The following is a 23,166-nucleotide window of genomic DNA, read 5'->3' on the forward strand; positions in this document are numbered from 1 at the left end:
CTTTGTGCTATTGTGGGCTCTCTTCGCACGTGCGAAGAGAGCCTTTTTAGTTATGCACAAAGGAAGACTATGCGACTCCCCTATAAAGCTCTCCTCAAACACCTTCTCGACCATCACGCGACGACACCAGACGCACTGGCAATCTTGTCGGAATGTGCGCCAACAGAAGCCCTTCGTGCAACCGCAGGAGTGCTTCGCCACCGCTTCTGGGGACGGCTGCAGGGCGTATTCCGACTCTATGGCGATATCGCAACAGCCACACAATGCTGGCAATATGAACAAACACTGGGGTACCGCACCGCCCTCGCCCCCGAACATAACACACCCCAAAGCTGGGCGATCATCCAACCGCATCCATTCACAGCAGCACCACAAACCGTACCGACCATCGATGGCAGTGGCAATTTTCTGGCGCAACTCCACTTGCTGATCGCGTCGCATGCGACTCCATCCATGGTGGTATTCCAAGCAACCCCGACCTGCACAACTGACGAACTGGTACGCTTTGCCGCAATGATTCGCTTGACGTGGCCATCAACTTCCCTTGCCATACGGGGGAACGAAACGAAACTGCTCGACCTCACCAATGTGACACTGATGGAACACGAACACCCCGCAGAATCATCGTCCCCTTCACTCTTTGAAGACGAGTTATACCGCACTATCCGCAGTCGCCATATTCCATACCATCGCTTCTTGCCACCAATCGCTGACACATCACAACTCGGCGCCCTTGAAGGGGAAGCGGCACTGTGCCTGCGAGAGCTCTGCTCCCTGATCCCAGATGAAGACACCCGTGTCGATTTGATTCGTTTTTCAAACCACAATTTATTTACCAATGTGCCCCGCTTTCCATATGGATACCAACAACATCTGCAACGGATAGATGATGGCCACGCGCCACAATTGCTCCGCGTATGAAGGTTATTGTTGTCACCGACTGCAGCCGATTTAGCGACTTACCGCGTGCACTTCGCCATTACAGCCAAGTGCTTGCCCATCATGCCGTCACCAGCCTTGTGCTGCGTGAGCAGGGGATGCCGTTCGCCGAGTACCGTGAATGTTGCCGCACTTTGGCCGAAGCGGGACCGGGCAAAGTTATTGCTCATGCAGGATCCATTCACAGCATGAGCGACATGCGCACACTCGTAGGCGACGGAACCGTTGCGGGTGTCCATTGGAGCCGTGCCACACTCGTCAGTGGCCGACTTTTACCAACTCATCACACGTTTGACGCCATCCCCTTTTCCTACTCTGCCCATTCCGAAGCTGAAGCGGACGATTTTCTGAACGCATGGCTGAATGCCCCCTTCGTCTTTTTGTCACCGATTTTCCCCACCCCAAAACCTTTTGCAATACAGCCATTAGGCTTAGAATACCTCCACCAGTGGCATGGCGCAGGGAAGCGAATCGCGTTACTCGGGGGAATCACACGCAAACACCTCCCTGCACTTATACCGTTTCAGCCGTGGGGCGTTGGCGCCATTGGCGCCTTCGTCAATCACGATTGGGAAGAATTTCTCGAAGCGGCGCAGGCAATATAATCGTACCTACTGCCCCAGAAAATATGCTACGTTTTGTCGTAATTTCACACATTCTTCTGTTGTCAGGATACGTGCTATGAATACACCGAATAAACTTACCCTTCTCCGCATTGCCCTCATTCCAGTGCTTGTTCTTTCCATGTATCACCGTGATTTTTGGATTGACATGGTCTCGGTTGTTATCTTTTCTCTTGCGGCTATAACCGATTACTATGACGGCTATCTTGCACGTAAATATAATCTTATCACTGACTTTGGCAAAATCATGGATCCCGTTGCCGACAAACTTCTGATTACCACCGCATTAGTATGCCTTGTGGAACGCGGTGATCTGGCGGCCTACCTGGTGGTGCTCGCCCTTGGACGAGAATTCGCCGCTACCGCGTTGCGCGCTGTCGCGTCATCATACGGCTATGTCATGCCCGCCGATAATTATGGGAAATGGAAAATGGGGTTACAAATCGCCGCCGTCATTGGTTTAACACTGCGATGGGATTGGGTTGTCTTCCACTTCCATACGGTGGGGCTGTTGTTGCTCTGGCTTTCTGTTGTGCTAGCCTACTATAGCTTATGGCGTTACGTTGCCGACTATCAGCGTTACCGGAAACAACATAAAGAAAAGGAAACCGCATGACAGACACACCATTCACCACCCTCGGCAAGGATTCTCCGGTACAGGAAACCATCCACCGCTTCCAAGCAGCACTGGCACACGCTGGGTTTGAAGTTGAAGTTGCGTCTGAGCTGAATCCCGTCCCACACGTATACTCACTCCACCTCCGCCTGAAACACTACCCGCGCATCTACACGAACGGCAAAGGATCAACACGCGATGCGGCGCTTGCCAGCGCACTTGGGGAGTTCCATGAACGGTTGGCGACACAATATTTTTTCAGCGACTATTATGCACCGAGTGAAGCATCACCCTTCCTGCACCATCCATCTGAGAAATACTTTGATTTCTCTGGCAAAAAAATGCCGAAAGGGCTTTTGACAAAAGAGCTGTATAATGCGTACACAAACGAACGGGTCTTGCCCGTGGAAATGCTAAGCGACCCGAACTCCGGCGATTTGAGCCGTGGTATTTGTGCACTTCCCTTCGTACGTCAGCGCGATAAAAAAGAGATCTACTTTCCCACAGCCGTGCTCGCTAACCTCTACGCCAGTAATGGCATGGCAGCAGGCAACACCAAGTGGGAATGTCGCACACAAGCCCTTTCGGAAATTATTGAGCGCTTTGTAAGGCGTGCCGTGTTCTTGGAGGAATTCGCACTGCCCGATATCCCACAAAGCGTACTGAAAAAATACCCCGCTGTGACCGAAGCAATAGCGGCACTTGAAGCGCATGGTTACTCAGTACTTGCCAAAGATGCCTCGCTTGGTGGTCGCTACCCCGCCATCTGCATCATCCTATTGAACCCCAAAAATGGCACCTGCTTCGCATCGTTTGGCGCACATCCAAGTTTTGCTGTCGCCTTAGAGCGCACAATGACCGAACTCTTACAGGGTCGCTCACTTGACATGCTGGACGGATTCCACCCACCGACCTTCGATTATGAGTTGGCCTGTGATCCGCAAAACCTTGAGGCACATTTTGTCAATGCCGACGGCTACCTACCGTGGAGCATGCTGGCGACAACCTTTGATTTTGACTTTGTCGAATGGGATTTTTCCCAAGCCAACAACGAGCTTAACACACAAAAACTGCTCTCCATTTTTGATGAGATGGATATGGATGTCTATATTGCCGATTACTCCTTCTTGGGTGTCGACACCTGCCGCATTCTCATCCCTTTCGCCTCCGAAATCTATCCAATGCCTGATTTAATGACGCGTTCAACCGTCCATGGCGCCATGCTACGCACCACGCTCCTCTCACTTCATGAGCAAGGTGTGGAAGATTTATTCCCAATCATAGAACATATGCTTGATGCCAGCTTACATAGTGACATCGATTCGGCCAGCGGCCTGCTTGGCCTTATTCCTGACGAAGGATCGATTTGGGAAACGTTAACCGTCGGCGAAGTTCTCTTTTTCTATAGCCTCTACGTAAATGGGTATCGTACCGAAACGAACGAGGAAACGGCGAAAGACATGACATCTATTGAAAAATACGACAAGCCGTTCTTCGATGAAGAGGATGACGATTTTGAATTTGAAGGGGAATACCCTGCCGCACTGGATGCCCTGCGCAATCGGGTTCTCTACGGCGGCAGGCCGTCACCGCAATGGGCAACCCGCTACCGTTGCTTCGAAGCACTCCTTGCGGATGAAACTCCACAGAATCCGGCAAACCTTTCCGTGCTGAATACGCTGTACGGAAAAGAGGTAGTGAATTGGTGTCGCCGTTTACTGCCCGGCGGAAAACTACCAGAAGAACTGACATGGCTATCCAACAAGACCAAATTTCGTAAACATTTCACCGCTCATCATACGATGCTGCAACTGCGCAACCAACTCCATGCAATCATTGCCCCCACAACAAAAATTCGCAAACTCCGCAAGTGAAAAATCGGTTGTCGATACCCGATAAACTCACTATGATGGCTTACTTGTTTTTTACAACGCTGAGGTGAAGGAATGAGCACAGCAAACATGATAAAAGCAAACCTCGACTGGGCAAATCTTGGTTTTCAATACCGCGATACCGGCTGGCGCTACCGCGCAAAACTGACTGACGGCGTGTGGCACGAAGAGGCAAACCCTACCAAAGACATGGTCATTTCCGAAGGATCGCAAGCCATCAACTACGGCCAACAGTGCTTTGAAGGGATGAAAGCCTATACGACAATCAATGGAGACGTCGTTGTTTTCCGCCCTGACATGAATTTTGCCCGCTTAAACCAGTCGGCAGCACGCCTTTTAATGGATCCTATCCCCGAAGAGATCTTCATGGGCGGCCTGCAAAAGCTCATCGACCACAACCTTGCCTACGTTCCACCCTATGGGCATGGCGCATCACTCTATATTCGTCCGCTTTACATTGGCATCGGCGATAATCTCGGGCTCAAGCCTGCTTCGGAATACATTTTCACTATCTATTGTTCTCCCGTCGGCCCTTACTACAAAAATGGCTTTAAACCAATTTCACTTATGGTTTCAAGTTATGACCGCGCCGCTCCTCATGGAACCGGCAACGTAAAGGTTGGCGGCAACTACGCTGCGGGACTGATTGCCAGCCGCGAAGCCAAAAATGCCGGTTTTGACGATGCCATCTTCTTGGACGCGGCGACGCGGCGCTATATCGACGAAGCGGGAACATCAAATTTCTTCGGCATTACGGCAGATGGCACGCTCGTGACACCAGCCTCCAGTTCGATTTTAGAAAGTATCACCCGCATATCACTTACCGAAGTGGCGCTCTTTCTGGGTATGAACGTCGAAAGTCGTCCGGTTGCCCTTGAGGAATTGGGCACTTTTGTCGAAGCAGGATGTTGTGGAACCGCTGCGGTGGTAACGCCCATCGGGAAAATCACTTCAGGCGACCGTTCGTGGACGTTTGGTGATGGAATAAACGCAGGCGCACAAGTAAAGAAGCTCTACGATACGCTCATCGATATCCAAAACGGTAAAGAGCCCGCATTTGCTCGCTGGCTCACAAAAATGGGATAGGAGATTTTTTGAGTTTTACCCCACTAAAGCACGTGTCAGTCCTCTATGTTGAGGACGAAATCGACATCCGCGAACCTCTCGCTCGCTTCATTGCGAAGCGGGTGGGCGCACTGCACACCGCAGGCAATGGTGAAGAAGGCTGGGAGATGTTCCAACGTTTTTCGCCTGATATTGTTGTTACCGATATCCAAATGCCCTTTATGAATGGCCTTGATATGGCTCGTTTGATCCGTAACGCTGCTCCCGAGGTACCTATCCTGATTACAACAGCCTTCAGTGATTCCGATATGCTGTTGAAATCCATAGAAGTCGGCGTTGACCGGTACATCAAAAAGCCGCTACGCGCCAGTCAACTCATGGAACAGATAGAAAACATTGCCGCAAACATCGAGCGCAAGCGAGAACTGGAACGGAAAAATCGCCTGATAGAAGCGATCCTCGATAACAGTCCCGGCTCTATCCTGACGTTTGAAAAGGGCAAAATCAGCTACATGAACCGCGCATTACTGAATTACCTCGGCTTTACCTCTCTGGAAGAATTTCTGAAAGAGCACTCTACGCTTGATCCTTTTCTGGTAGAAAAAGAGGGTTCATTTTATAAAGGCGTCGCCATGCCTGATTGGGTGCGCCTCATCATGACCCTCCCTGACGAAGAATTCATCATATCCCTTGTGGGTCGCCACCAACTGAAACTTGATGCTCAGTCCTATATCGTGCGTGTCAGCGCCGTCCACGACTCTCCCAATATCTGTGGCTATGACGACACGATTATCGTATCGCTTTCCAACGTCACCACTCTGGAAATGGAACGTCGCAAATTTGAAGAACAAGCGATGAAAGATCCGTTGACAGGAATCTATAACCGGAAGTTCTTTTTTCAGGAGCTTGATCAGGAAATTGCCCGCTCCGGTCGCTTCCATGATCCATTTTCGGTGGTTATGTTTGATATCGACTACTTTAAGCGAGTGAACGACACCTACGGTCACCAAGTGGGCGACTCAGTTTTGAAAGAAGTGGTAGTGTTAACCCAAGGGGTCATTCGCAATTGCGATATTTTTGGCCGCTATGGTGGCGAAGAATTCGTTCTGCTCCTCCCGAACACGAAACGGGAAGGGGCGACTCATCTTGCTGAAAAATTACGTCGTGCTATCGAACAACATGAATTCGATTATATCGACAAATTGACCGTCAGCTTGGGTGTAACCTCATTTAGCGAAGACCAAAGAGACGCCAATGCGCTGATTAACAGTGCCGACACCGCGCTCTATCGAGCGAAGAATAATGGGCGAAATCGGGTCGAATACGTATAAGAGTGGGGCGAAAAGATTTTTCACCCCGCCGACGTTTTTACCCTTTAGCCTGCAACAATTTCTCCAACGACTCTGATGGGTGCAAATGCACATCGCGTTGTGGGAACGGAATTTCAATCCCCTGCTTATCCAGTTCGATTTTTACCTCTTCGAGGTAATTGAAGTAGAGCGGCCAGAAGTTTGCGGCGTCTGTCCACGCCCGCACCACAAAATTCACACTGCTGCTGTCTAAAGCATGTACTGCGATAAATGGTTCTGGATCTGCTTTGACCCGCTCATCCCGGTTGATCACCTCTTTCAACACCTCTTTGACACGCGTAACATCAGCGCGGTACGACACTCCGATAATCCACTCTACGCGGCGCTGCGGGTGCTGGGAAAAGTTGATAATGGAACCACCGATAACTTCGGCATTCGGCACCAAAATAGCTCTCCCGTCAGGGGTTTTCAGCTCAACATGAAACAAGGTCGTATTTAAAACGGTGCCGGCTTTGCCGCCGAAGTCGACAAAATCACCTATGCGAAAGAGCTTCAAAACAGCAATGAGAATTCCCGAAGCAAGGTGCGACAGTGAATCTTTCAGCGAAAGACCTATCGCCAAACCGGCAGCACCGAGCACCGCCAGTACCGAGTTGGTATTCACACCCAAATTACCCAGCGCCGCAATGACCACTACCACATGGCCGACAACCGAAACAAAATTACTCAGAAAACGAACAAACATTGGATCAAGACGTGTCCGCTCCAATAATACTCCGACAAAACTGGCAATACGTTTGACGACCCACCAGCCAATAATAAGTATTGCTAATCCGCCAAGTATTTTCATGCCGTACGCAACACTCATCGTTGCAATAAATTCTTGAATGCCATCCATAGTGATTTACGCTCCTTTTGTGATGTAGCTCCAGTAGAAACCGGGCAATCCAGCGACTGCGGGGTTGACAAAGAAGCCATAGGCTGTTTTTTCGATACTTCGAGCGACCGCATCGCGCAGCTCCTCCGCAATATTCTGAAAACGAAGCTCTTCCGGCAAAGCCAGACGTGCCGTTGGCTCTTGGGCGAGTAGGCGCTCTATTTGACGATCATTTTCCGACTGAAACAGCGAGCACGTGCTGTAACACAGCAACCCGCCCGGAGCAAGCATCCGGAAAGCGTCGTCAAGGAGTGTCGGTTGCAATGCAGCATACCGCTCAATAAGCTCACGGTTTTTTGTGTATTTCCCTTCGGGGTGCTTGCCAATAACACCAGTACCACTACAGGGAACGTCAAGTAAAACACGGCTGAAAGAACACGGTTCAAACGGGAGCAACTTCCCATCCGCAATGCAGAGCAGCGGCGCCGTGCGATTCAGACGTTCCGCCTCGCTCCGCATGGGACGCAGGCGTGGTAAGTCAACATCGCTCGCTACCAATAAAGCGGGTTGCTGCTGTGCCAACCACAAGCTTTTCGTTCCGGGCGCAGCGGCAATATCAAGCACGCGATCGAGCGCTGTCACCCCGAAATGGTTCAACGCGACAAATCCTCCGGGCGAAATAACTGCTCCCCCTTCGGCTAAAAACGCCGTCAGGCCATCGACCGGAATCAAAGTATTGTTGAGATACCCCGTAATCCGCTGCGGTTGATTCATCTGGTGCAAGAGCGCTTCAAAATCATCAGGCCTTTCCTGCGCAAGATCAGCAACAAACCATTCGGGGTAGCTTTCATTAAGCATTGTGCGCAGAATAGTATCTTTCCCTTTGTACGCAAAGTGCGCCTCCGTTTTGCGGTACTGCGTCAGGTTGCGCAGGACACCATTGATGAATGTTTTTTCATCAGGACGGCGGCACAACGCGTGTGCATCGCCCACCACGGCGTAATCGGGCGTCTGCATATAGTAGACACGGTAGGCACTTACCAGCAAAATAGCGCGCAAGTAGGGATCAACCTGCTCCAGCGGACGGTGACATGAGGCGGCTACAATGCGATGGACCAGTTCGAGTTTACGGAAAATGCCGCTACCAAGCTCCTTCACCCATGCGCGATCCGGTGGCGCAACTTTTTCTTGAAGCCATTTGAGCGAAATGGGTTCGCCATCAAAGAAACGGACGAATTCTTCAATAAAAAGTCGTAGCGAAGGTTTAGGCGTTGCAGTTGGCGTCGTTGGTGTAGTCATAAACATCCTTCAAAAGTACTGTGTGTAGCGTGCTCGTTTGCTGCAGCCGGCTAGCCTACTCTCGCTTCACGCCAAATTCAACTACCAGCACGCCACTTTGCTCCCCGTCAACCGCGATCACATCAAACCGTATAGCACGGGCAAAAGCGGTGGCTTTGAGATCGAGCATCGGGTCGCCAGTAGAGCGATGAATGAGCGCCCGACTCACCACACCATTAGGCGCGGCAACAATCTGCACTTCGGCGATAGCGCGATACGGAGCCGTAATTGCCGCGCTGTCTGGAAGAGAGACAATGCGGCGACGTGCCAATTCACCCCGAATCTGTACCGCATGAGAGGCTTCCGCCGATGGGCGCTGTACCGTTGGCTCGTTGCTCGTGGCCGTCCGTTCCGCCTGGTACAGGGCTTCGATGTGCTTGTCCAGATAGGAAAGCTGTGCCGAAGGGGTAAAATCCTGACGGCGACGACGGTTGGTTTGATCGGGCGTAGTAAGTGGATCATGAAACTCAAGCTTGCTCATGATGCTTTGCAAAGGGATCTCTTCGTCAAAGGGTTGCGTGCCATCAATGGCGGGGAGATCAACCTGACGCGCCGCCAGCATGGGGAGGCGGTCACCACTCAGACTTATCCGCTGTGGCGGCTCAAGTGGCGTGGGAGGTGGTGCATCCTGTGGTGGCGCTTCATGCGGCAACAGCACCTTTTTATATTCAACTTCGATGGGGTCGTTTTGAATATATGGCGGAAAACGGAACAGCGGCACCATACTTAACAGAAGTGCGTGCAAGGCAATGGAAAAGAGGAGCAATACGGAAAAGCGCCTCATTTTACTGTCCAGGCGCTTCTACCACGGTGGCGATGGATATTTTTTCGATACCGCCCGTGCGGGCGACATCCATCAGCGCAACCACTTTGCCATGCGTCACCCGCTCATCCGCCATAATGACCAGCGAGGGAAACGTTTGGCGGCGGATTTCTGCATTGAGGGTTTCCAGCGTAACCGCCTGCCCGTCACGATGATACGTTCCATCCGCCGTGACGGTTATCTCCAGTGCCCGGGGAGCCGTCTGCGCACTCTGTGTCCCTTTGGGGAGGTTGACGCTAATGCCGCCGGTCGTGTCAAACGTTGTGGTAATCATAAAGAAAATAAGCAGCAAAAAAACAATATCGATCATCGGTGTCAGATTGATCGTAAGCTGCCGCTTTTTTTCCGTGGCGAATTTCATAACATCCCCGCAATGTCAGAAGCATTCTTCTCCATATGGGTGACGAGGTGTTGCACCTTGGCGTCAAAATAGTTGTAGGCGGCCAGCGCTGGAATCGCCACAATCAGTCCGAACGCGGTGGTAATCAGCGCTTCAGAAATACCGCCAGCCATCGCTTGCGATTGCCCCAAACCTTGCTGGTTAATCGTGAAAAATACCTTGATCATTCCGCTTACCGTCCCTAGCAGACCAAGTAGTGGCGAAATATTGGCAATCGTACCGAGCGACGTCAAATAGCGCTCCAAGCGAGCCGCCTCAAGTTTCCCTTCGTCAAGAATCCGATTGCGGGCATTACTCGGCGTTGCTTCAAGTCCGGCAAGAATAATACGGCTCATCGGGGAATTCTGGGTTTGGCATATGCGTATCGCGTCGACGATTTTCCCGGAAGCCAGATCCTTTTTTATTCGATCAACCATGCGCGGTTGAATCACATGATTGGTGCGGAGCGTGAGAAATTTTTCCAGAATGATCGCCAGTGCAAACACACTACACAAAAAAATCGGGGTCATAATGGGATAACCACCCATTTCAAAATAACCGAGTACCGTTTCTATCATGGCTGTTCTCCTTGTTTGGGTTTTACCCTCTCGGCCTTATCGGTTTGTCCGGTGCGAAGGTAAAGCTCGTATAATCGCAGATTCGATTGTTGCGCATAGGGGGTATTTTCGTACAGGTACGTGACCTTCAGATGCTCTAAAATCGCTTTTTCAATATCTTCTTCTTCGTATGACCAAGCAAACGCATACGCCGCTAAAGGGCGATGCTGAAGATACGTAAATAATAATTCCTGCGCAATAGTGCGCGCGAAGGCACGTTGCTCCTGCTCAATCAGGATCGGCAACGCATCGGCAAGCATTGCCGTTTCACGGGTATGTGCGGCATGCGCTACCAACAACGCTACATCAGGTTTTTTCATGTGTATACTTGCTTCAGCAGCCAGTTTGCGCGCATCTACCCCATACGTGGGGTGTTCTAAAACCGTGCGCAATTCAGCGTAAGCATTTGCATATTCACCCTGTTCATAAAAAATACGACCGGTAAAGAAGCGTAACGCCGGATAACGCGCTTGGTATTCGGCAAACAACAGTAGTGCCGGAACCATTTCGCCCCGCTCCATGTACAATCGCCCAAGGCGGATAATCGATCCTTCGTCGCCAAGACGGACGTAATAACGGTGCGCGCGCGGCATATCTCCGGCTCGTCCCGACGATTCCGCGAGAAAGGCAATCGCATTGGTGCGGATTTCATCGACCAGCGTCGCTTCATGCGTCAGTAAATATTTTTCCGCTTCTTCAACTTTTTCGAGCTGGATCAACGTATTAAGCAAACCAAGATGGAATTTTCCGTCGCTGACGCGCGAAAAAGCTTGTAGTGCAAACTCATATTTTCCTTGATTGTACGCCGCATCGCCTAACAAAACAAAGGCACGCTGACGGTATTCCGTGTGCCGCTCGAATAACGACATAGCGTCGTTAAGGATTTTTGCCACATCGGCATAGCGGCGCAAGTTAAATGCGGAAAGGGCTTGATAGTAACGGCACGCCGCTCCGGGAGCACTATCGGAAAAATGTTGCGCACATATTTGATAGTGCTCCAACGCTTGCCCGAACTCACCAAGCTTAAAATGCGCTAACGCTCGCTGCGGACTATCCGCCACCCCTCCTGTGCTGGAAAAACGTAAGGCTTCTTCAAACTTACCCCATCCATTGTAGAGCTTAACAAGCGAACGGCGCACCGTTTCATCGGTGGGATTTGCGGAAAGCAAGGCGAGGTAAATCGTCTCCGCTGCAGCATACTTCCCATTGTAGCCGTGAATATGCGCCAAGTTAAGTTGCGCGTTGCTGGCATACGGGCTTTCTTTGGGAACTTCGGCATAAAACTTTGCAGCCAGATCAAGGTTACCAATGCCGTTATACGTAATCGCTTTCTGGTACAGCCACAGATGGTAGAGGGGATGCTGACGACGGATGAGGCGATCCCCAGCCTGAATATGGCGCTGCGCGCTCAGATATCCCTGTCGTTGATTCAGCAGAATCAGGTTAAAGAGGTGATATTGGGGGCGCTGATCTTTGTCCAGTTGCGCTTCGTCAATCGCACTCAACGATTTCCACCCCGCATCGGTCTGCCCTGCGTTAATGAAATATTCGGTGAGCAGCAAGCGCGCTTCGGCACGCTTTTCGGCAGGAGCAACGCGCAGCAGCGATTCGGCAAAGTAGCGGCGCAGCGTGTCGTCACTTGCAAGCTGGTACCCTTGATAGGCCACGTATGCCTGAATCTGCGTCAGCGATATCCGTTCAAACCAGCGTTTGGCGACATCAAGCGCACCGGTATGTGCCGCCGCCCACGTCGCATAGCGGGCAGTCGTATTGTCAATAGTGTCTCCACCGAGTTCGGCAAGCTTGGCAAATTCGAGTATCTGTCCGTACTCGCGAAGCTCAAAAGCCGTTTCCATTGCCAAGGGGAGAGCGTTGCGTTCGCCACGCCGTGCCATAGCGGCATAGATGGCCAGCGCCCCAGCAGTATCGCCAAGTTTTTGTGTTGCTTGGGCTTCGACATACAAGGCTGATTCGGCAAAATTCGTCTGCCGGAATGATGGCGTCAATTGGAGCACCCGCTCGTAATGCCCTTTATCAAGTAAGGCATTGAGCCACAATAACCGTGGCGTGGCATCGATTGCGTCCCATTCACGTCCGGCAACAAACTGTTCAATGGCACCAATATAGTCACGATTTCCAAGATTATACCACGCAATTGCAAGTGCTAATGACGCCTCGCGTGCAACAGGAGACGCGGTGTATTGGCGCGCCTGCCCAAGCAGCTCCAACGCGCGGGGTTCGTACCCAAGAGCGCGCATAGAGAGCGCTTCAAGGTAGAGTGCCAGTGGAATCAAAGGTGATTTTTGTGGAATTTCACGCAAGGTTGAAATAGCTTTATTGTACTCTTTTTGCGTGTAGTACAGACGCGCCGCCTTGGCTTTCCCTTCGTCGCTGAGTGCTGACGCTACCGACGCACCAAGGTTGGAGGAAAACAGGCATCCGCCGGGTTTTTCCACCGCAACTTGATAGCCAAACTGCTCGCGCGATAGGGCGACATCTTCACGGTAGTCCTCTACTTGCAAGCGCACAGATGAGGTGACAACCTGTTCTGCTGTAAAGCCCGCATAGGTGCTTTCGGCAGCGGTAATTTTGACGGGAATATGGATCGTATCGAGTGACAGCGCGGGAAGAGTCTCGCCCCACGCAGGAGTGGAGCAGAACAGTGCGGCTGCCACGGTCAGTGAAGTTGCGAGTCGTTTCATCGTGTTTCCTATGGAAAGAAAGTGAAAATCGTGTTTCATGCGGGGCGATAGTATGCTAATTTGCGTGCCGTTTCAACATCTTAGCATCTTTTCTATGAGAGTACCTATGTCATCCCGTAATATGATTAAAATCTACTCGCCGGACGCTATTGCCAACATCTCGCGTGCCGCATTATTAGCGGCGGAAGTACTTGAACTTGCTGCCCAGCGAGTGGCTCCCGGAGTCGATACTGCTTCCATTGACGAGTTCTGCGCCAGTTACATTGCCAGCCGTGGCGCTCTTGCGGCCCCACTGAACTACCGTGGCTTCCCCAAAAGCATTTGCACCTCACCCAACGATGTCATCTGCCATGGCATTCCGTCACCCGACGTGGTGCTGCAAGACGGTGATATCGTCAATATTGATATTACCGTTTTTCTCGATGGCTACTATGGCGATACTTCGCGCACGGTGCTGGTCGGTGAAGTTCCAAGCGGCGTCAAGCTTTTTGTGGAGCGGGCGGAAAAGGCGATGTGGAAAGGGATAGAAGCGGCAGTCGTTGGCCACCGTTTTAACGCCATTGGCGATTCGATTGAGCGCTACGTCAAGAAATTCAACTACTCGGTGGTACGTGATTACTGCGGCCATGGCATTGGCGCCGCATTCCATGAAGATCCCGCCGTGCTGCATTACAGCTCACGCAGTGCGTTGCCAATGCTGCAAAACGGTATGGTATTTACGGTTGAACCAATGATCAATATGGGGAAAAACTGGCGTTCGGAGGTCGACCAAATCGATGGGTGGACGGCTCGCACGGTTGACGGTTCCTTGTCGGCACAATTCGAACATACCGTGGCAATAGTCAACGGAAAAGCCCAAGTACTGAGCATTCCACCACACTCAATTTGATCGACGGGAAAGCTATGCTTCCCCGTCTTTATGCAGATAGTAGCGCAGAGCACCATCCCAATCGTAATTCATCACTGTATGCAAGCAAGGGTTTTTCTTGTTTAAATCGTGGCGATACGCCAATTCTGCGGCAAGTTCCTCACTATTAAATCCTTGACTGTGTACCTTATGGCTGGCCACGTACTCGCTTTCTTCGCGGATCTTGTTGTCGATATCCCGCAAAAAAGCACGATAAAAGTCGTGAGCCCGCCGGAGCATAACGTCCCTGTTCATGATAGCACCTCCTTGTGCACTGCTGTGGCGGTTGGTATGATCTCTTTTCGGTTGATTTTTTGAACAGCTTGAGCGAAAACTCAGCACCCCGACAATACGGGATTTCTCTGAGAGCTACGAAGGGAGCCACGTATGATCGACGCTTGCGCAGCGAGGATTGATTATGATTGAACATGAAATGCTCAGCTTTCTGCTTGCCGTTGCGGTACTGCTGGGAGCCGCTCGCATTTTCGGAGAAATTTCACGCAAGTTCGGGCAGCCATCGGTGCTGGGGGAGATTCTGGCCGGCATTGCACTCGGCCCTTCGCTGCTGGGCATGTTGCTTCCTGAAGTCAACCATTGGCTCTTTCCCACTACGGGTTCGGCGGCCATTGCCCTTGATGGCTTAACCTTCCTCTCGATCACCCTTTTCTTGCTGGTTGCCGGAATGGAGGTGGACCTTTCCACCGCTTGGCGACAGGGAAAAGCCGCGATGGTAACGGCTTTGTTCGGCATGCTGGTTCCTTTTGCGGTCGGATACTCGCTCGTCCGCATCGCACCTGAATTTATGGGCTTTACGTCACACACCTCCATCCATCTCTACGCACTCTTCTTTGCCACTGCCCTTTCCATCTCCGCCCTGCCAGTTATTGCCAAAACACTGATGGATCTCAATCTCTACCGCTCCGACTTCGGTATGGTCGTAATTGGAGCGGCGGTGCTCAACGACTTGGTTGGCTGGACAGTCTTTGCAATTATTCTGGGCTTGATGGGATCGGCAGTCGACGGTAACCTCGCGAATATTTTCAATACCGTCGCGCTGGTTATTTTGTTTACCGTTTTTGTGTTGACCATCGGGCGCTGGGCCATCAATCGCTCCTTGCCTTGGATTAAAGCCTACACGACCTATCCGGGCGGCATATTAGGCTTTGCCGTTACACTGGGACTTTTAAGCGCCGCCTTTACGGAATGGGCTGGCGTACACGCTATTTTCGGTGCCTTTATCCTGGGGATCGCACTGGGCGATTCACGCCACCTGCGGGAGCGGACACGGGCGACACTCGATCAATTCATCTCGTTTATTTTTGCGCCGCTTTTCTTTGCCAGCATTGGACTGCGTGTGAATTTTGTCGAACACTTCGACATTCTGCTAGTGATCACCGTACTCATCGTCGGCACACTGACCAAAGTCGGTGGATGCCTACTGGGAAATCGCCTGATCGGCATGAGTTGGCGCGATAGCTGGGCGGTAGGTTTTGCCATGAACTCACGCGGCGCCATGGAGATTATCCTGAGCATGCTGGCCTTGCAGATGGGACTGATTGGCGATTCGATGTTTGTTGCATTGGTAATTTTGGCGTTGATGACGTCAGCAACCAGCGCCACAACATTGCAGGCGATTCTGCGCCGCAATAAAAAGGTACACTTTCAGGATTTTGCCTCATCCAAAACCTTTCTGAACGAGGTAAACGGCACGACCATGCAAGAAGTGATTCGCGAAATGGTGGAACATATGTCGCTTTCACTGCGCGATATTGATGCGCGGGATGTGCTGCGCAAACTCTTGCGTCGTGAAAAACTGATGTCAACCGCACTGGATCGTGGCGTGGCGGTGCCGCATGCGAGAATTCTGCATTTGCGCGAACCGATCGTTTGCATTGGTGTTTCGCGGCGCGGCGTGGAGTGCGATTCGCTTGATGGCAACATGACGCATTTGTTTATCATGATTTTAACGCCGCAGGATGATAACGGCGTTCAGCTTGATATCTTGGCCGATGTTGGTGGCTTGTTCCGCGATCAGGAGATTTCCGAAGAAATTTTTTCGGTACGCAACTACACGGAATTTCTGGCTGAAATTACACAAATGCGCGAAAAAGCCAAGCTCATGTGATTTTTTCGCGGCGGGCGAAATGTGCGCTTGACAATCGCTGTCAACCAGCGTATATACCAACGCCGTTGTCAAATTGGGGTGTCGCCAAGCGGTAAGGCAGCGGGTTTTGGGTCCGCCATTCCTAGGTTCGAATCCTAGCACCCCAGCCATTGAAAACCAAAAGCAACTTCCTCATGGAAGTTGCTTTTTTCGTGTTTTGGGAAGATTTCTGGAGGGAAGAGATGGAACACCTGGCTCAGACCGTTCGCGACGCACAGCGCATCGTCATCAAAGTCGGCAGTAATATTCTGCTGGCAGAAAATCGTCTCAACCTCCCGTTTCTGTATACGCTCGCCGAAGATATACATGAGCTGCGTAAAAGCGGCAAATCCGTCTTGCTCGTCACCTCCGGCTCCGTCGCCACTGGGATGGCGAAATTTGGCACCACTGAACGCCCCAAAGACCTGCCAACCAAACAAGCCTACGCCGCTGTTGGGCAGATGAGTTTGATGTGGGAATACGAACGGGCCTTCCGCGTCTACGGCATTCCTATCGCCCAAGTACTTTTAACCCGTGACGACCTTGAAAGCCGCAAACGGTATCTGAACTCGCAAAATACACTGCTGGCACTGTTTGATCTCGACGTACTGCCGATCGTCAACGAAAATGATACCGTTGTCACAGACGAAATCCGCTTTGGCGATAATGATACCCTTTCGGCCATGGTGGCGGGAGTCGTCAAAGCCGACGTCAATATCATCCTGAGCGACATTGATGGCTTTTATACCGCCAACCCACAACTTGACCCGAACGCTGAATTTTTGCCCCTGATTACCAAAATCGACAGCAAAGTCGAGGCGATGGCGGGGCTCAGCACTTCCAGCGTTGGCACGGGCGGCATGGTGACGAAAATCAGCGCTGCACGCAAATGCATCAATGCTGGTATTGACATGATCATTACCTCTGGTCGCACGAATCACCCCATCAGCCGACTCCTGCAAGGGGCACGCGGAACGCTCTTTCGCGCCTCTATCGATAAAGTTTCGGCACGCAAACGGTGGATTTTACAAACGCTGAAAAGCCATGGCTCCTTGATTATCGATTCCGGTGCCGAAGCCGCGCTGATGCGCAAAGAGGCGAGTTTATTGCCCATTGGAGTGAAGGCCATTAGTGGTGAATTTGAACGTGGCGAATGTGTTCAGGTGCACTCCCAGAACGGAACATTGCTTGCCAAAGGGTTAGTATCGTATTCATCAGAAGAAGCGCGTCAAATCTATGGCCGGAAATCGTCGGAAATCGAGACGATCCTCGGCTACGTCTTCCATAAAGAAATGATTCATAAAGATAACCTCGTGATTATGGGAGCGGGTGAAGAGTAGGTGATTTTTTCGCTCAAGATTTTCCGGATCACGTCCGATTAGGAAGTATGCGGCGCAAGGATGCGCTCCAAGCTTTGGCACACGGAGGTGTATCATGTCACCATATCTGTATATGCACGAAGACATTTGGCAAAAAATTGCCCCATTCCTTCCACAAGTAATCGAAAAGAAAAAGTCCGGCAGACCGCGCATGGATGATCGCCAAGCGATGGATGCTATCTATTACGTCCTCTACAGCGGTTGCCGCTGGAAAGACCTTCCCGCTCGCTTTGGTGCTGCCAGCACTGTCCACGACCGCTTTCTCTCCTGGAAACGCCAAGGAGTACTAGAATCCCTGCTAGAGTGCGATCTGCTCCATTACGACGGCTATTCTTACATTAAAGCTGACCGCAAAGCATCGTGAGCCAACCTCTCTTTCAACTTCACCCACGCCTGCGCGAGGATACCCACGGGGTCGCCTCGCTTGAGCTATGCGAAGTACTCCTCATGAATGAATCGCGCTATCCGTGGTGCATACTCGTGCCACGGCGCGATGCCGTGCGGGAAATCTACGAGCTAAGCGTGGCCGATCAGCAACAACTGTGGCAGGAAACGACGACCGTGCTCGCCGCTATGGCCGCTGAATTTAACGCCGACAAAATGAACATGGGTGCGCTGGGAAATATCGTCGAGCAGCTCCATATTCACTGCATCGCGCGCCTCCGCAGCGATGCGGCTTGGCCAGCACCCGTGTGGGGGAAATTCACACCAGAACCATACACACCAGAAGCAGCGGCAGAGCGCGTGGCACGTTTGCGGCAGATATTGCGGTAGGCTTGCCTCAACCATTCATCACTTGGAATACTATCATTTTGAGAATCACTCATTGCATGAGAATAACCCCTTCGTTTGCTTCATTTTTTTGTTGCTGTCACTACAACCGTCAACTATCTTGCAGCTATGTTGGCTGATACGGAACCCTTCCGTACCCTTTGGTAATTACCAATGATGAGGTCTAGCTGGCTTGGGAACCAGTAGCCAACACAAGCATCCTTCACACTTCATAATTTCTCGCCGATACAGAGGTGCCTATGCCGATAGCAAGCTGGAGTGATATTCGCAACCGCGCCCTTGCATTTTCAAAAGACTGGAGCGATGCATCAAAGGAAAAGCAGCAGGCGAGCCCTTTCCTGATAGACTTTTTGGAAGTCTTCGGTAGAAACCGAAAACGCACATTTAAATTTGAACACAACGTCAAAAAATATGGCGGCAAGCAAGGGTACGTTGACCTTTTCCTGCCTGGAGAACTGCTGATTGAAATGAAATCACGCGGCGAAAGCCTCAAGCGTGCCTTTGATCAGGCCGTCGATTATTTTGAAGGGATCGCAGACGCAGACCTCCCCGCCTACGTGCTGGTATGCGATTTTGCTACGTTCTCGCTCACCAACATCCAAACCGCTGAAACCATAACGTTTCCCATTGCTGATCTGCACAAACACATTAAGCTGTTTGCCTTTTTGGCGGGATACAAAACACAAACCATCAAGCCCCAAGACCCTATCAACATTAAAGCTGCCGAGAAAATGGGAAAGCTGCACGATCAGCTCAAAGCCATTGGCTACGAAGGGCACCAACTCGAAGTATACCTCGTGCGCCTGCTTTTTTGTCTGTTTGCAGAAGATACCAGCATATTTGAAAAGCGGATTTTTCAGGACTACATCGAAAACCGCACGAATCCTGACGGCACTGATCTCGCCTATCATCTGGTGGCAATTTTCCAAACCCTCAATACACCAGAAATAAAACGCCTGAAAAATATTGAAGATGACCTTGCTGCCTTTCCGTATGTCAACGGAAAACTCTTTGAAGAAACCCTTCCCATAGCTTCATTTGACCGTGCTATGCGCCAAGCACTGCTTGATGCTTGTGCGCTTGATTGGAGCGCTATTTCTCCCGCAATTTTCGGTAGCCTTTTTCAAAGCATTATGGATAGTGCCGCCCGCCGCAATCTTGGAGCACATTACACCAGCGAAGAAAATATTCTCAAACTCATCAAGCCGCTTTTTCTTGATGCCTTGTGGGCGGAGTTTGAGCAAATCGGCAACAATAAGAAAAAACTGGCTACCTTTCACGATAAACTTGGAGAGTTAAAATTCCTTGATCCAGCGTGTGGGTGCGGCAACTTTCTCGTCATCGCCTACCGCGAGTTGCGGCAACTTGAATTTGCCGTACTCCAAAAACTTCACGCTGGCGTCTCGCTTGTGGAAATAGAAACTCTGTTACGCGTCAATGTTGATCAATTTTGTGGAATCGAAATCGAGGAATTTCCCGCCCAGATCGCACAGGTCGCTCTTTGGTTGACCGACCACCAAATGAATCAGCAAGTGAGTGAGGCGTTCGGGCAATATTTTGCCAGAATACCACTGACGAAATCAGCGAACATCATCCACGGCAATGCACTCAGAATCCACTGGGAAACAACCTTCCCCGACGTCAACTACATCCTTGGCAATCCACCTTTTGTCGGGGCAAAATATATGGATGACCTGCAACGTGCCGATGCCCGTGCGGTATTTTCTGGTATTGATAATGCAGGGCTTCTCGACCTTGTGACCGCGTGGCACGTAAAAGCCACCCGCTACATGCAACTTTTTCCACGCACGCACAGCGCTTTTGTTTCGACCAACAGCATTACGCAAGGGGAACAGGTTGGTGCACTCTGGGGCTGGATGCTGGCACAAGGGATCAAAATTCATTTTGCCCACCGCACTTTTTCGTGGACAAACGAAGCACGTGGCAAAGCGGCAGTGCACTGCGTGATTATCGGCTTTGGCCTTGGCGATGTGCCAGAGAAAACTATTTTTGTGTACGAAAATATCAAAGGCGAAGCACACGCCGTGAAAGCGGCAAACATCAACCCCTATCTGGTCGATGCGCCGGATACTATTGTAATATCACGCATGTCACCCCTATCCGCAGCGCCAGCCATTGCGAATGGTAGTATTCCTGCAGATGGCGGCAATCTTATTTTGGAGCCCGGAGAGCGCGACCAATTACTGACAATTGAGCCACAAGTTGCTTTATGGCTACGTCCCTATCTTGGTGGAGAAGGCTTTCTTAACGGCAATATGCGCTATTGCCTATGGTTAGTCGATTGCCCACCGCAAATTTTGCGTACCATGCCATCAGTGCTTGCTCGCGTTGAAGGCGTGCGCAATATGCGTAGAGCGAGCGCCAAAGTTGCCACTCAAGTTAAAGCAAATACTCCAACCCTATTCACCGAAAATCGTCAACCTACATCAGGGCGCTACTTGGCGCTACCACGCACCTCCTCGGAAAACCGACGATATATCCCGATTGGCTATCTTGATCATCACATTGTCGCGGCGAACGACTTGCAGTTCATCCCAAATGCCTCACCATATCACTTTGGAATTGTCAGCAGTGCGTTACACATGGCTTGGATGCGCATAACATCAGGGCGGCTGGAGAGTCGTTATCGTTATTCTGTCAAATGCACCTACAATACCTTCCCGTGGCCATCGCCAGACGACAAGCAGCGCGCCGCCATCGAAACCGCCGCGCAAGGGGTGATTGATGCACGCGCAGCGCATCCCGATGCAACGCTTGCCGACCTCTACGACCCGCTCACCATGCCGCCCGACCTTGTAAAAGCTCACCAGAAGCTTGACCGCGCGGTTGATGCCGCCTATGGTGTGAAATCGTTCGCGAATGAAGCAGAACGGGTCGCATTTCTATTCCGGCGCTATCAGGAGTTAGTCGCTCCTCTTGCCGAGGAGATGGAGAAAAAAACGAAGAAGTCACGGAAAAGAGTTCAGAAACCGCTCGAAAAGGAGTAACAGGATATGGTCGATTTAAAGAAACATATCACTCATTGGCATACTGGTGCTTTCGAGGATCTTGAGGTCGCTTGTAGCTTAATGGAGCAAGGAAAAATCCGTCATAGTCTGTTTTTTGCCCATTTAGCGCTTGAAAAAATGCTCAAAGCCCACTATTGCCGCACTCAATCTGAAATTGCACCGATGATTCACAATCTTCTTCGCTTGGCGGACAAGGCTGGAATTTTGTTGAAAGATAAGGATCGTGATCTGCTTGCTGAATGCAATGCTTTCAATATTGAAGGGAGATATCCTGAGTTGTTTCTACCCCTGCCGTCGCGCTCTGAAGCGGACAGATATATTGCCGATATCAAGGAGCTGATAGAATGCTTAAACCAGATGTTTTAACTTCGGTTCAGCGCTATATATCGCTTTTGCGTCAAGAAGGTATTGCCGTTGAGTTTGTTGTCGTCTTTGGCTCACAGTCAAAAGGCAATGCTCACGAGTGGAGCGACATTGATGTACTGGTCGTTTCTCCCCAGTTTGACCTTATGCGTGATCGCTCGCTGTTGAATCTCCTGTGGCGCCTGACCGCCCGTGTCGACAACCGCATTGAACCGATTCCGTGTGGTTCACGCCAGTGGCGAGAAGATGACTCCAATGCGATTATTGAGGTTGCTCGCCGTGAGGGCGAAATTCTGGGAGCTGCCTAAAGGCATCAGCAAGGCACCAATAGCGCGTATAGTTTAAGTCGCTCGGCTTGCCCTTCCCATTCTCATGCCGGTCACATAAAATCAAACAACACCAATGAAAATGCCATAATCCCCATGCCAGCAATCAGCCCTCCGATCACGGAGTGACCGCTTCCGTATTCCCGCGCGGCGGGGAGCAATTCATCAAATGAAATGTAGATCATTATCCCACCGACAATGCCGAACACTATCCCAAGAGTTATATCATTCAGATATGGCGCGAGGAGCAGGTAGCCAACCAGTGCACCGAGCGGTTCAGCAATGCCAGAACTGAAGGCGTACAGGAATCCTTTCAGGCGACTACCAGTGGCGTGATAAATCGGCAAGCTCACCGCAACGCCTTCGGGAATGTTGTGGATAGCCACGGCGGCAACAATCGGAATCGCTAACGTGGGGTCGACGAGAGCGACGGTGAACGTCGCAAAGCCTTCAGGAAAATTATGTATCGCCAGTGCTAACGCGGTAAAAACCCCAGTGCGCTTCAGCGCACGTGCCTTCACAACATGGTCGTGATCGACGTCGATGTGGGCAAATTCGCGCACTTCATTAAGCTCATGCGGGTTAATGTCGCTTGGGATAAAGCGGTCGATTAGTGCGGAAAATCCAATGCCGAGAAAAAGGCAGAGCACCCCAAAAAGGTGCGCCCAATGATCACCGTATCCAATAAAGCTATCGACTGATTTGGGGAGAATTTCTACGAATGAAACGTAGATCATAACGCCTGCCGAAAGTCCAAGGCCGACGGAAAGGGCGACGGTGTTTTTCTGGCGAATGAAAAGCGCCAATAAGCCGCCAATACCAGTTGAGAGTCCAGCAAAAAGCGTCAGGCTAAAAGCAAAGACAATCGCGCCAGTCGAAAATTCCACTCGACACCTCTCACAACAGAAAAAGCCGAAGCGTACAGGCTTCGGCAGAAATGATACGATGGCAGGACACGAGGGACTCGAACCCCCAACCCCCGGTTTTGGAGACCGGTGCTCTACCAATTGAGCTAGTATCCTGTATAGGCAACGGGTATGACTTGT

General features: G+C 51.1%; 22 protein-coding genes and 2 tRNA genes. 15 read left to right on the forward strand and 9 right to left on the reverse strand.

Translation table 11 applies throughout. From position 1 onward, the window contains the following. Positions 1 to 69: 69 nt before the first annotated feature. The 6 genes from P304_RS0104375 (at position 70) to P304_RS0104400 (ending at position 6,466) form a co-directional block, all read left to right on the forward strand. On the forward strand, positions 70 to 921 hold the full coding sequence (locus P304_RS0104375) for a hypothetical protein (RefSeq protein ID WP_027389550.1): 852 nt from the start codon (positions 70 to 72) through the stop codon (positions 919 to 921). Further along, positions 918 to 1,544, forward strand: coding sequence for a thiamine phosphate synthase (locus P304_RS14005; RefSeq protein WP_034764157.1), 627 nt, complete (start codon positions 918 to 920; stop codon positions 1,542 to 1,544). Before P304_RS0104375 ends, P304_RS14005 begins: the two co-directional genes overlap by 4 nt. A 76-nt stretch (positions 1,545 to 1,620) precedes the next feature. Beyond that, positions 1,621 to 2,178, forward strand: a complete 558-nt coding sequence (gene pgsA, locus P304_RS0104385; RefSeq protein WP_027389551.1) for a CDP-diacylglycerol--glycerol-3-phosphate 3-phosphatidyltransferase — start codon at positions 1,621 to 1,623, stop codon at positions 2,176 to 2,178. After that, positions 2,175 to 4,052 (forward strand): YcaO-like family protein, encoded by a 1,878-nt coding sequence (locus P304_RS14010; protein WP_051321401.1) that lies wholly within the window; start codon positions 2,175 to 2,177, stop codon positions 4,050 to 4,052. The genes pgsA and P304_RS14010 overlap by 4 nt, the downstream gene beginning before the upstream one ends. Positions 4,053 to 4,124: 72 nt before the next feature. After that, positions 4,125 to 5,156, forward strand: coding sequence for a branched-chain amino acid aminotransferase (locus tag P304_RS0104395; RefSeq protein WP_236613302.1), 1,032 nt, complete (start codon positions 4,125 to 4,127; stop codon positions 5,154 to 5,156). Positions 5,157 to 5,188: 32 nt separating this feature from the next. Beyond that, the gene (locus tag P304_RS0104400) at positions 5,189 to 6,466 is read left to right on the forward strand and encodes a GGDEF domain-containing response regulator (RefSeq protein ID WP_160165010.1); all 1,278 of its coding nucleotides are present in this window, start codon (positions 5,189 to 5,191) and stop codon (positions 6,464 to 6,466) included. 37 nt (positions 6,467 to 6,503) lie between these two features. Here P304_RS0104400 and P304_RS0104405 read toward each other — a convergent pair whose 3' ends face one another. The 6 genes from P304_RS0104405 to P304_RS0104430 are packed head-to-tail and all read right to left on the reverse strand — an operon-like array spanning position 6,504 to position 13,181. Next, the gene (locus tag P304_RS0104405) at positions 6,504 to 7,343 is read right to left on the reverse strand and encodes a mechanosensitive ion channel family protein (RefSeq protein ID WP_051321403.1); all 840 of its coding nucleotides are present in this window, start codon (positions 7,341 to 7,343) and stop codon (positions 6,504 to 6,506) included. A gap of 6 nt (positions 7,344 to 7,349) precedes the next feature. After that, positions 7,350 to 8,621 carry an RsmB/NOP family class I SAM-dependent RNA methyltransferase gene (locus P304_RS0104410; protein WP_027389555.1) on the reverse strand — a complete coding sequence of 424 codons (1,272 nt, stop codon included), beginning with the start codon at positions 8,619 to 8,621 and terminating at the stop codon, positions 7,350 to 7,352. A gap of 55 nt (positions 8,622 to 8,676) precedes the next feature. Beyond that, positions 8,677 to 9,444 carry a hypothetical protein gene (locus tag P304_RS0104415; RefSeq protein ID WP_027389556.1) on the reverse strand — a complete coding sequence of 256 codons (768 nt, stop codon included), beginning with the start codon at positions 9,442 to 9,444 and terminating at the stop codon, positions 8,677 to 8,679. A gap of 1 nt (position 9,445) precedes the next feature. After that, the gene (locus P304_RS0104420; RefSeq protein WP_027389557.1) at positions 9,446 to 9,844 is read right to left on the reverse strand and encodes an ExbD/TolR family protein; all 399 of its coding nucleotides are present in this window, start codon (positions 9,842 to 9,844) and stop codon (positions 9,446 to 9,448) included. Further along, on the reverse strand, positions 9,841 to 10,440 hold the full coding sequence (locus tag P304_RS14015; protein WP_034764263.1) for a MotA/TolQ/ExbB proton channel family protein: 600 nt from the start codon (positions 10,438 to 10,440) through the stop codon (positions 9,841 to 9,843). Before P304_RS14015 ends, P304_RS0104420 begins: the two co-directional genes overlap by 4 nt. Next, positions 10,437 to 13,181, reverse strand: coding sequence for a tetratricopeptide repeat protein (locus P304_RS0104430; RefSeq protein ID WP_027389558.1), 2,745 nt, complete (start codon positions 13,179 to 13,181; stop codon positions 10,437 to 10,439). The genes P304_RS14015 and P304_RS0104430 overlap by 4 nt, the downstream gene beginning before the upstream one ends. Before the next feature lie 106 nt (positions 13,182 to 13,287). Between P304_RS0104430 and map the strand changes: the two genes are divergently transcribed. Continuing rightward, positions 13,288 to 14,070: a type I methionyl aminopeptidase gene (map, locus tag P304_RS0104435; protein ID WP_027389559.1), complete on the forward strand. Its 783-nt coding sequence runs from the start codon at positions 13,288 to 13,290 to the stop codon at positions 14,068 to 14,070. A 12-nt stretch (positions 14,071 to 14,082) separates the two neighbouring features. Here the strand turns inward: map and P304_RS0104440 are convergent, their stop codons facing one another. Further along, positions 14,083 to 14,343, reverse strand: coding sequence for a hypothetical protein (locus P304_RS0104440; RefSeq protein WP_027389560.1), 261 nt, complete (start codon positions 14,341 to 14,343; stop codon positions 14,083 to 14,085). Positions 14,344 to 14,506: 163 nt separating this feature from the next. On the opposite strand from P304_RS0104440, the gene P304_RS14020 reads away from it, so the two are divergent. The 8 genes from P304_RS14020 to P304_RS14030 all read left to right on the forward strand — a co-directional run bounded on the left by P304_RS14020 (position 14,507) and on the right by P304_RS14030 (position 22,102). Next, a complete protein-coding gene (locus P304_RS14020; protein ID WP_051321404.1) occupies positions 14,507 to 16,213 on the forward strand; it encodes a cation:proton antiporter domain-containing protein in 1,707 nt (568 codons plus the stop codon). Positions 16,214 to 16,287: 74 nt separating this feature from the next. Then, a tRNA-Gln gene (locus tag P304_RS0104450) sits at positions 16,288 to 16,362 on the forward strand. Positions 16,363 to 16,434: 72 nt separating this feature from the next. Next, a complete protein-coding gene (gene proB / locus P304_RS0104455) occupies positions 16,435 to 17,571 on the forward strand; it encodes a glutamate 5-kinase (protein WP_034764270.1) in 1,137 nt (378 codons plus the stop codon). A gap of 94 nt (positions 17,572 to 17,665) precedes the next feature. Next, complete coding sequence (locus P304_RS0104460) at positions 17,666 to 17,974, forward strand: transposase (protein ID WP_027389562.1); 309 nt, start codon at positions 17,666 to 17,668, stop codon at positions 17,972 to 17,974. Further along, positions 17,971 to 18,384 (forward strand): HIT domain-containing protein, encoded by a 414-nt coding sequence (locus tag P304_RS0104465; RefSeq protein WP_027389563.1) that lies wholly within the window; start codon positions 17,971 to 17,973, stop codon positions 18,382 to 18,384. The genes P304_RS0104460 and P304_RS0104465 overlap by 4 nt, the downstream gene beginning before the upstream one ends. A gap of 257 nt (positions 18,385 to 18,641) precedes the next feature. Next, positions 18,642 to 21,410, forward strand: a complete 2,769-nt coding sequence (locus P304_RS0104470; RefSeq protein ID WP_027389564.1) for a class I SAM-dependent DNA methyltransferase — start codon at positions 18,642 to 18,644, stop codon at positions 21,408 to 21,410. Between the two features lie 6 nt (positions 21,411 to 21,416). Next, positions 21,417 to 21,797 carry a HEPN domain-containing protein gene (locus P304_RS16000; protein ID WP_027389565.1) on the forward strand — a complete coding sequence of 127 codons (381 nt, stop codon included), beginning with the start codon at positions 21,417 to 21,419 and terminating at the stop codon, positions 21,795 to 21,797. Then, positions 21,776 to 22,102: a nucleotidyltransferase domain-containing protein gene (locus P304_RS14030; protein ID WP_051321406.1), complete on the forward strand. Its 327-nt coding sequence runs from the start codon at positions 21,776 to 21,778 to the stop codon at positions 22,100 to 22,102. The genes P304_RS16000 and P304_RS14030 overlap by 22 nt, the downstream gene beginning before the upstream one ends. A gap of 71 nt (positions 22,103 to 22,173) precedes the next feature. Here the strand turns inward: P304_RS14030 and zupT are convergent, their stop codons facing one another. Beyond that, positions 22,174 to 23,007 (reverse strand): zinc transporter ZupT, encoded by an 834-nt coding sequence (gene zupT, locus P304_RS0104485; RefSeq protein WP_027389566.1) that lies wholly within the window; start codon positions 23,005 to 23,007, stop codon positions 22,174 to 22,176. Positions 23,008 to 23,066: 59 nt separating this feature from the next. Further along, a tRNA-Trp gene (locus P304_RS0104490) sits at positions 23,067 to 23,142 on the reverse strand. Positions 23,143 to 23,166 lie beyond the last annotated feature (24 nt).

This window comes from Chrysiogenes arsenatis DSM 11915 (assembly GCF_000469585.1).
In the GTDB taxonomy this organism is placed as follows: domain Bacteria; phylum Chrysiogenota; class Chrysiogenetes; order Chrysiogenales; family Chrysiogenaceae; genus Chrysiogenes; species Chrysiogenes arsenatis.

What these genes read in the sequence shown, in the direction of transcription:
- P304_RS0104470 (WP_027389564.1), top strand. Translation starts at nt 18,642, where the DNA reads ATGCCGATAGCAAGCTGGAGTGATATTCGCAACCGCGCCCTTGCATTT.
- P304_RS0104410 (WP_027389555.1), bottom strand. Translation starts at nt 8,621, where the DNA reads ATGACTACACCAACGACGCCAACTGCAACGCCTAAACCTTCGCTACGA.
- pgsA (WP_027389551.1), top strand. Translation starts at nt 1,621, where the DNA reads ATGAATACACCGAATAAACTTACCCTTCTCCGCATTGCCCTCATTCCA.
- map (WP_027389559.1), top strand. Translation starts at nt 13,288, where the DNA reads ATGTCATCCCGTAATATGATTAAAATCTACTCGCCGGACGCTATTGCC.
- P304_RS14005 (WP_034764157.1), top strand. Translation starts at nt 918, where the DNA reads ATGAAGGTTATTGTTGTCACCGACTGCAGCCGATTTAGCGACTTACCG.
- P304_RS0104420 (WP_027389557.1), bottom strand. Translation starts at nt 9,844, where the DNA reads ATGAAATTCGCCACGGAAAAAAAGCGGCAGCTTACGATCAATCTGACA.
- P304_RS14010 (WP_051321401.1), top strand. Translation starts at nt 2,175, where the DNA reads ATGACAGACACACCATTCACCACCCTCGGCAAGGATTCTCCGGTACAG.
- P304_RS0104395 (WP_236613302.1), top strand. Translation starts at nt 4,125, where the DNA reads ATGAGCACAGCAAACATGATAAAAGCAAACCTCGACTGGGCAAATCTT.
- proB (WP_034764270.1), top strand. Translation starts at nt 16,435, where the DNA reads ATGGAACACCTGGCTCAGACCGTTCGCGACGCACAGCGCATCGTCATC.
- P304_RS0104440 (WP_027389560.1), bottom strand. Translation starts at nt 14,343, where the DNA reads ATGAACAGGGACGTTATGCTCCGGCGGGCTCACGACTTTTATCGTGCT.
- P304_RS0104405 (WP_051321403.1), bottom strand. Translation starts at nt 7,343, where the DNA reads ATGGATGGCATTCAAGAATTTATTGCAACGATGAGTGTTGCGTACGGC.
- P304_RS0104375 (WP_027389550.1), top strand. Translation starts at nt 70, where the DNA reads ATGCGACTCCCCTATAAAGCTCTCCTCAAACACCTTCTCGACCATCAC.
- P304_RS0104430 (WP_027389558.1), bottom strand. Translation starts at nt 13,181, where the DNA reads ATGAAACGACTCGCAACTTCACTGACCGTGGCAGCCGCACTGTTCTGC.
- P304_RS16000 (WP_027389565.1), top strand. Translation starts at nt 21,417, where the DNA reads ATGGTCGATTTAAAGAAACATATCACTCATTGGCATACTGGTGCTTTC.
- P304_RS14020 (WP_051321404.1), top strand. Translation starts at nt 14,507, where the DNA reads ATGATTGAACATGAAATGCTCAGCTTTCTGCTTGCCGTTGCGGTACTG.
- P304_RS14015 (WP_034764263.1), bottom strand. Translation starts at nt 10,440, where the DNA reads ATGATAGAAACGGTACTCGGTTATTTTGAAATGGGTGGTTATCCCATT.
- P304_RS14030 (WP_051321406.1), top strand. Translation starts at nt 21,776, where the DNA reads ATGCTTAAACCAGATGTTTTAACTTCGGTTCAGCGCTATATATCGCTT.
- P304_RS0104415 (WP_027389556.1), bottom strand. Translation starts at nt 9,444, where the DNA reads ATGAGGCGCTTTTCCGTATTGCTCCTCTTTTCCATTGCCTTGCACGCA.
- P304_RS0104460 (WP_027389562.1), top strand. Translation starts at nt 17,666, where the DNA reads ATGTCACCATATCTGTATATGCACGAAGACATTTGGCAAAAAATTGCC.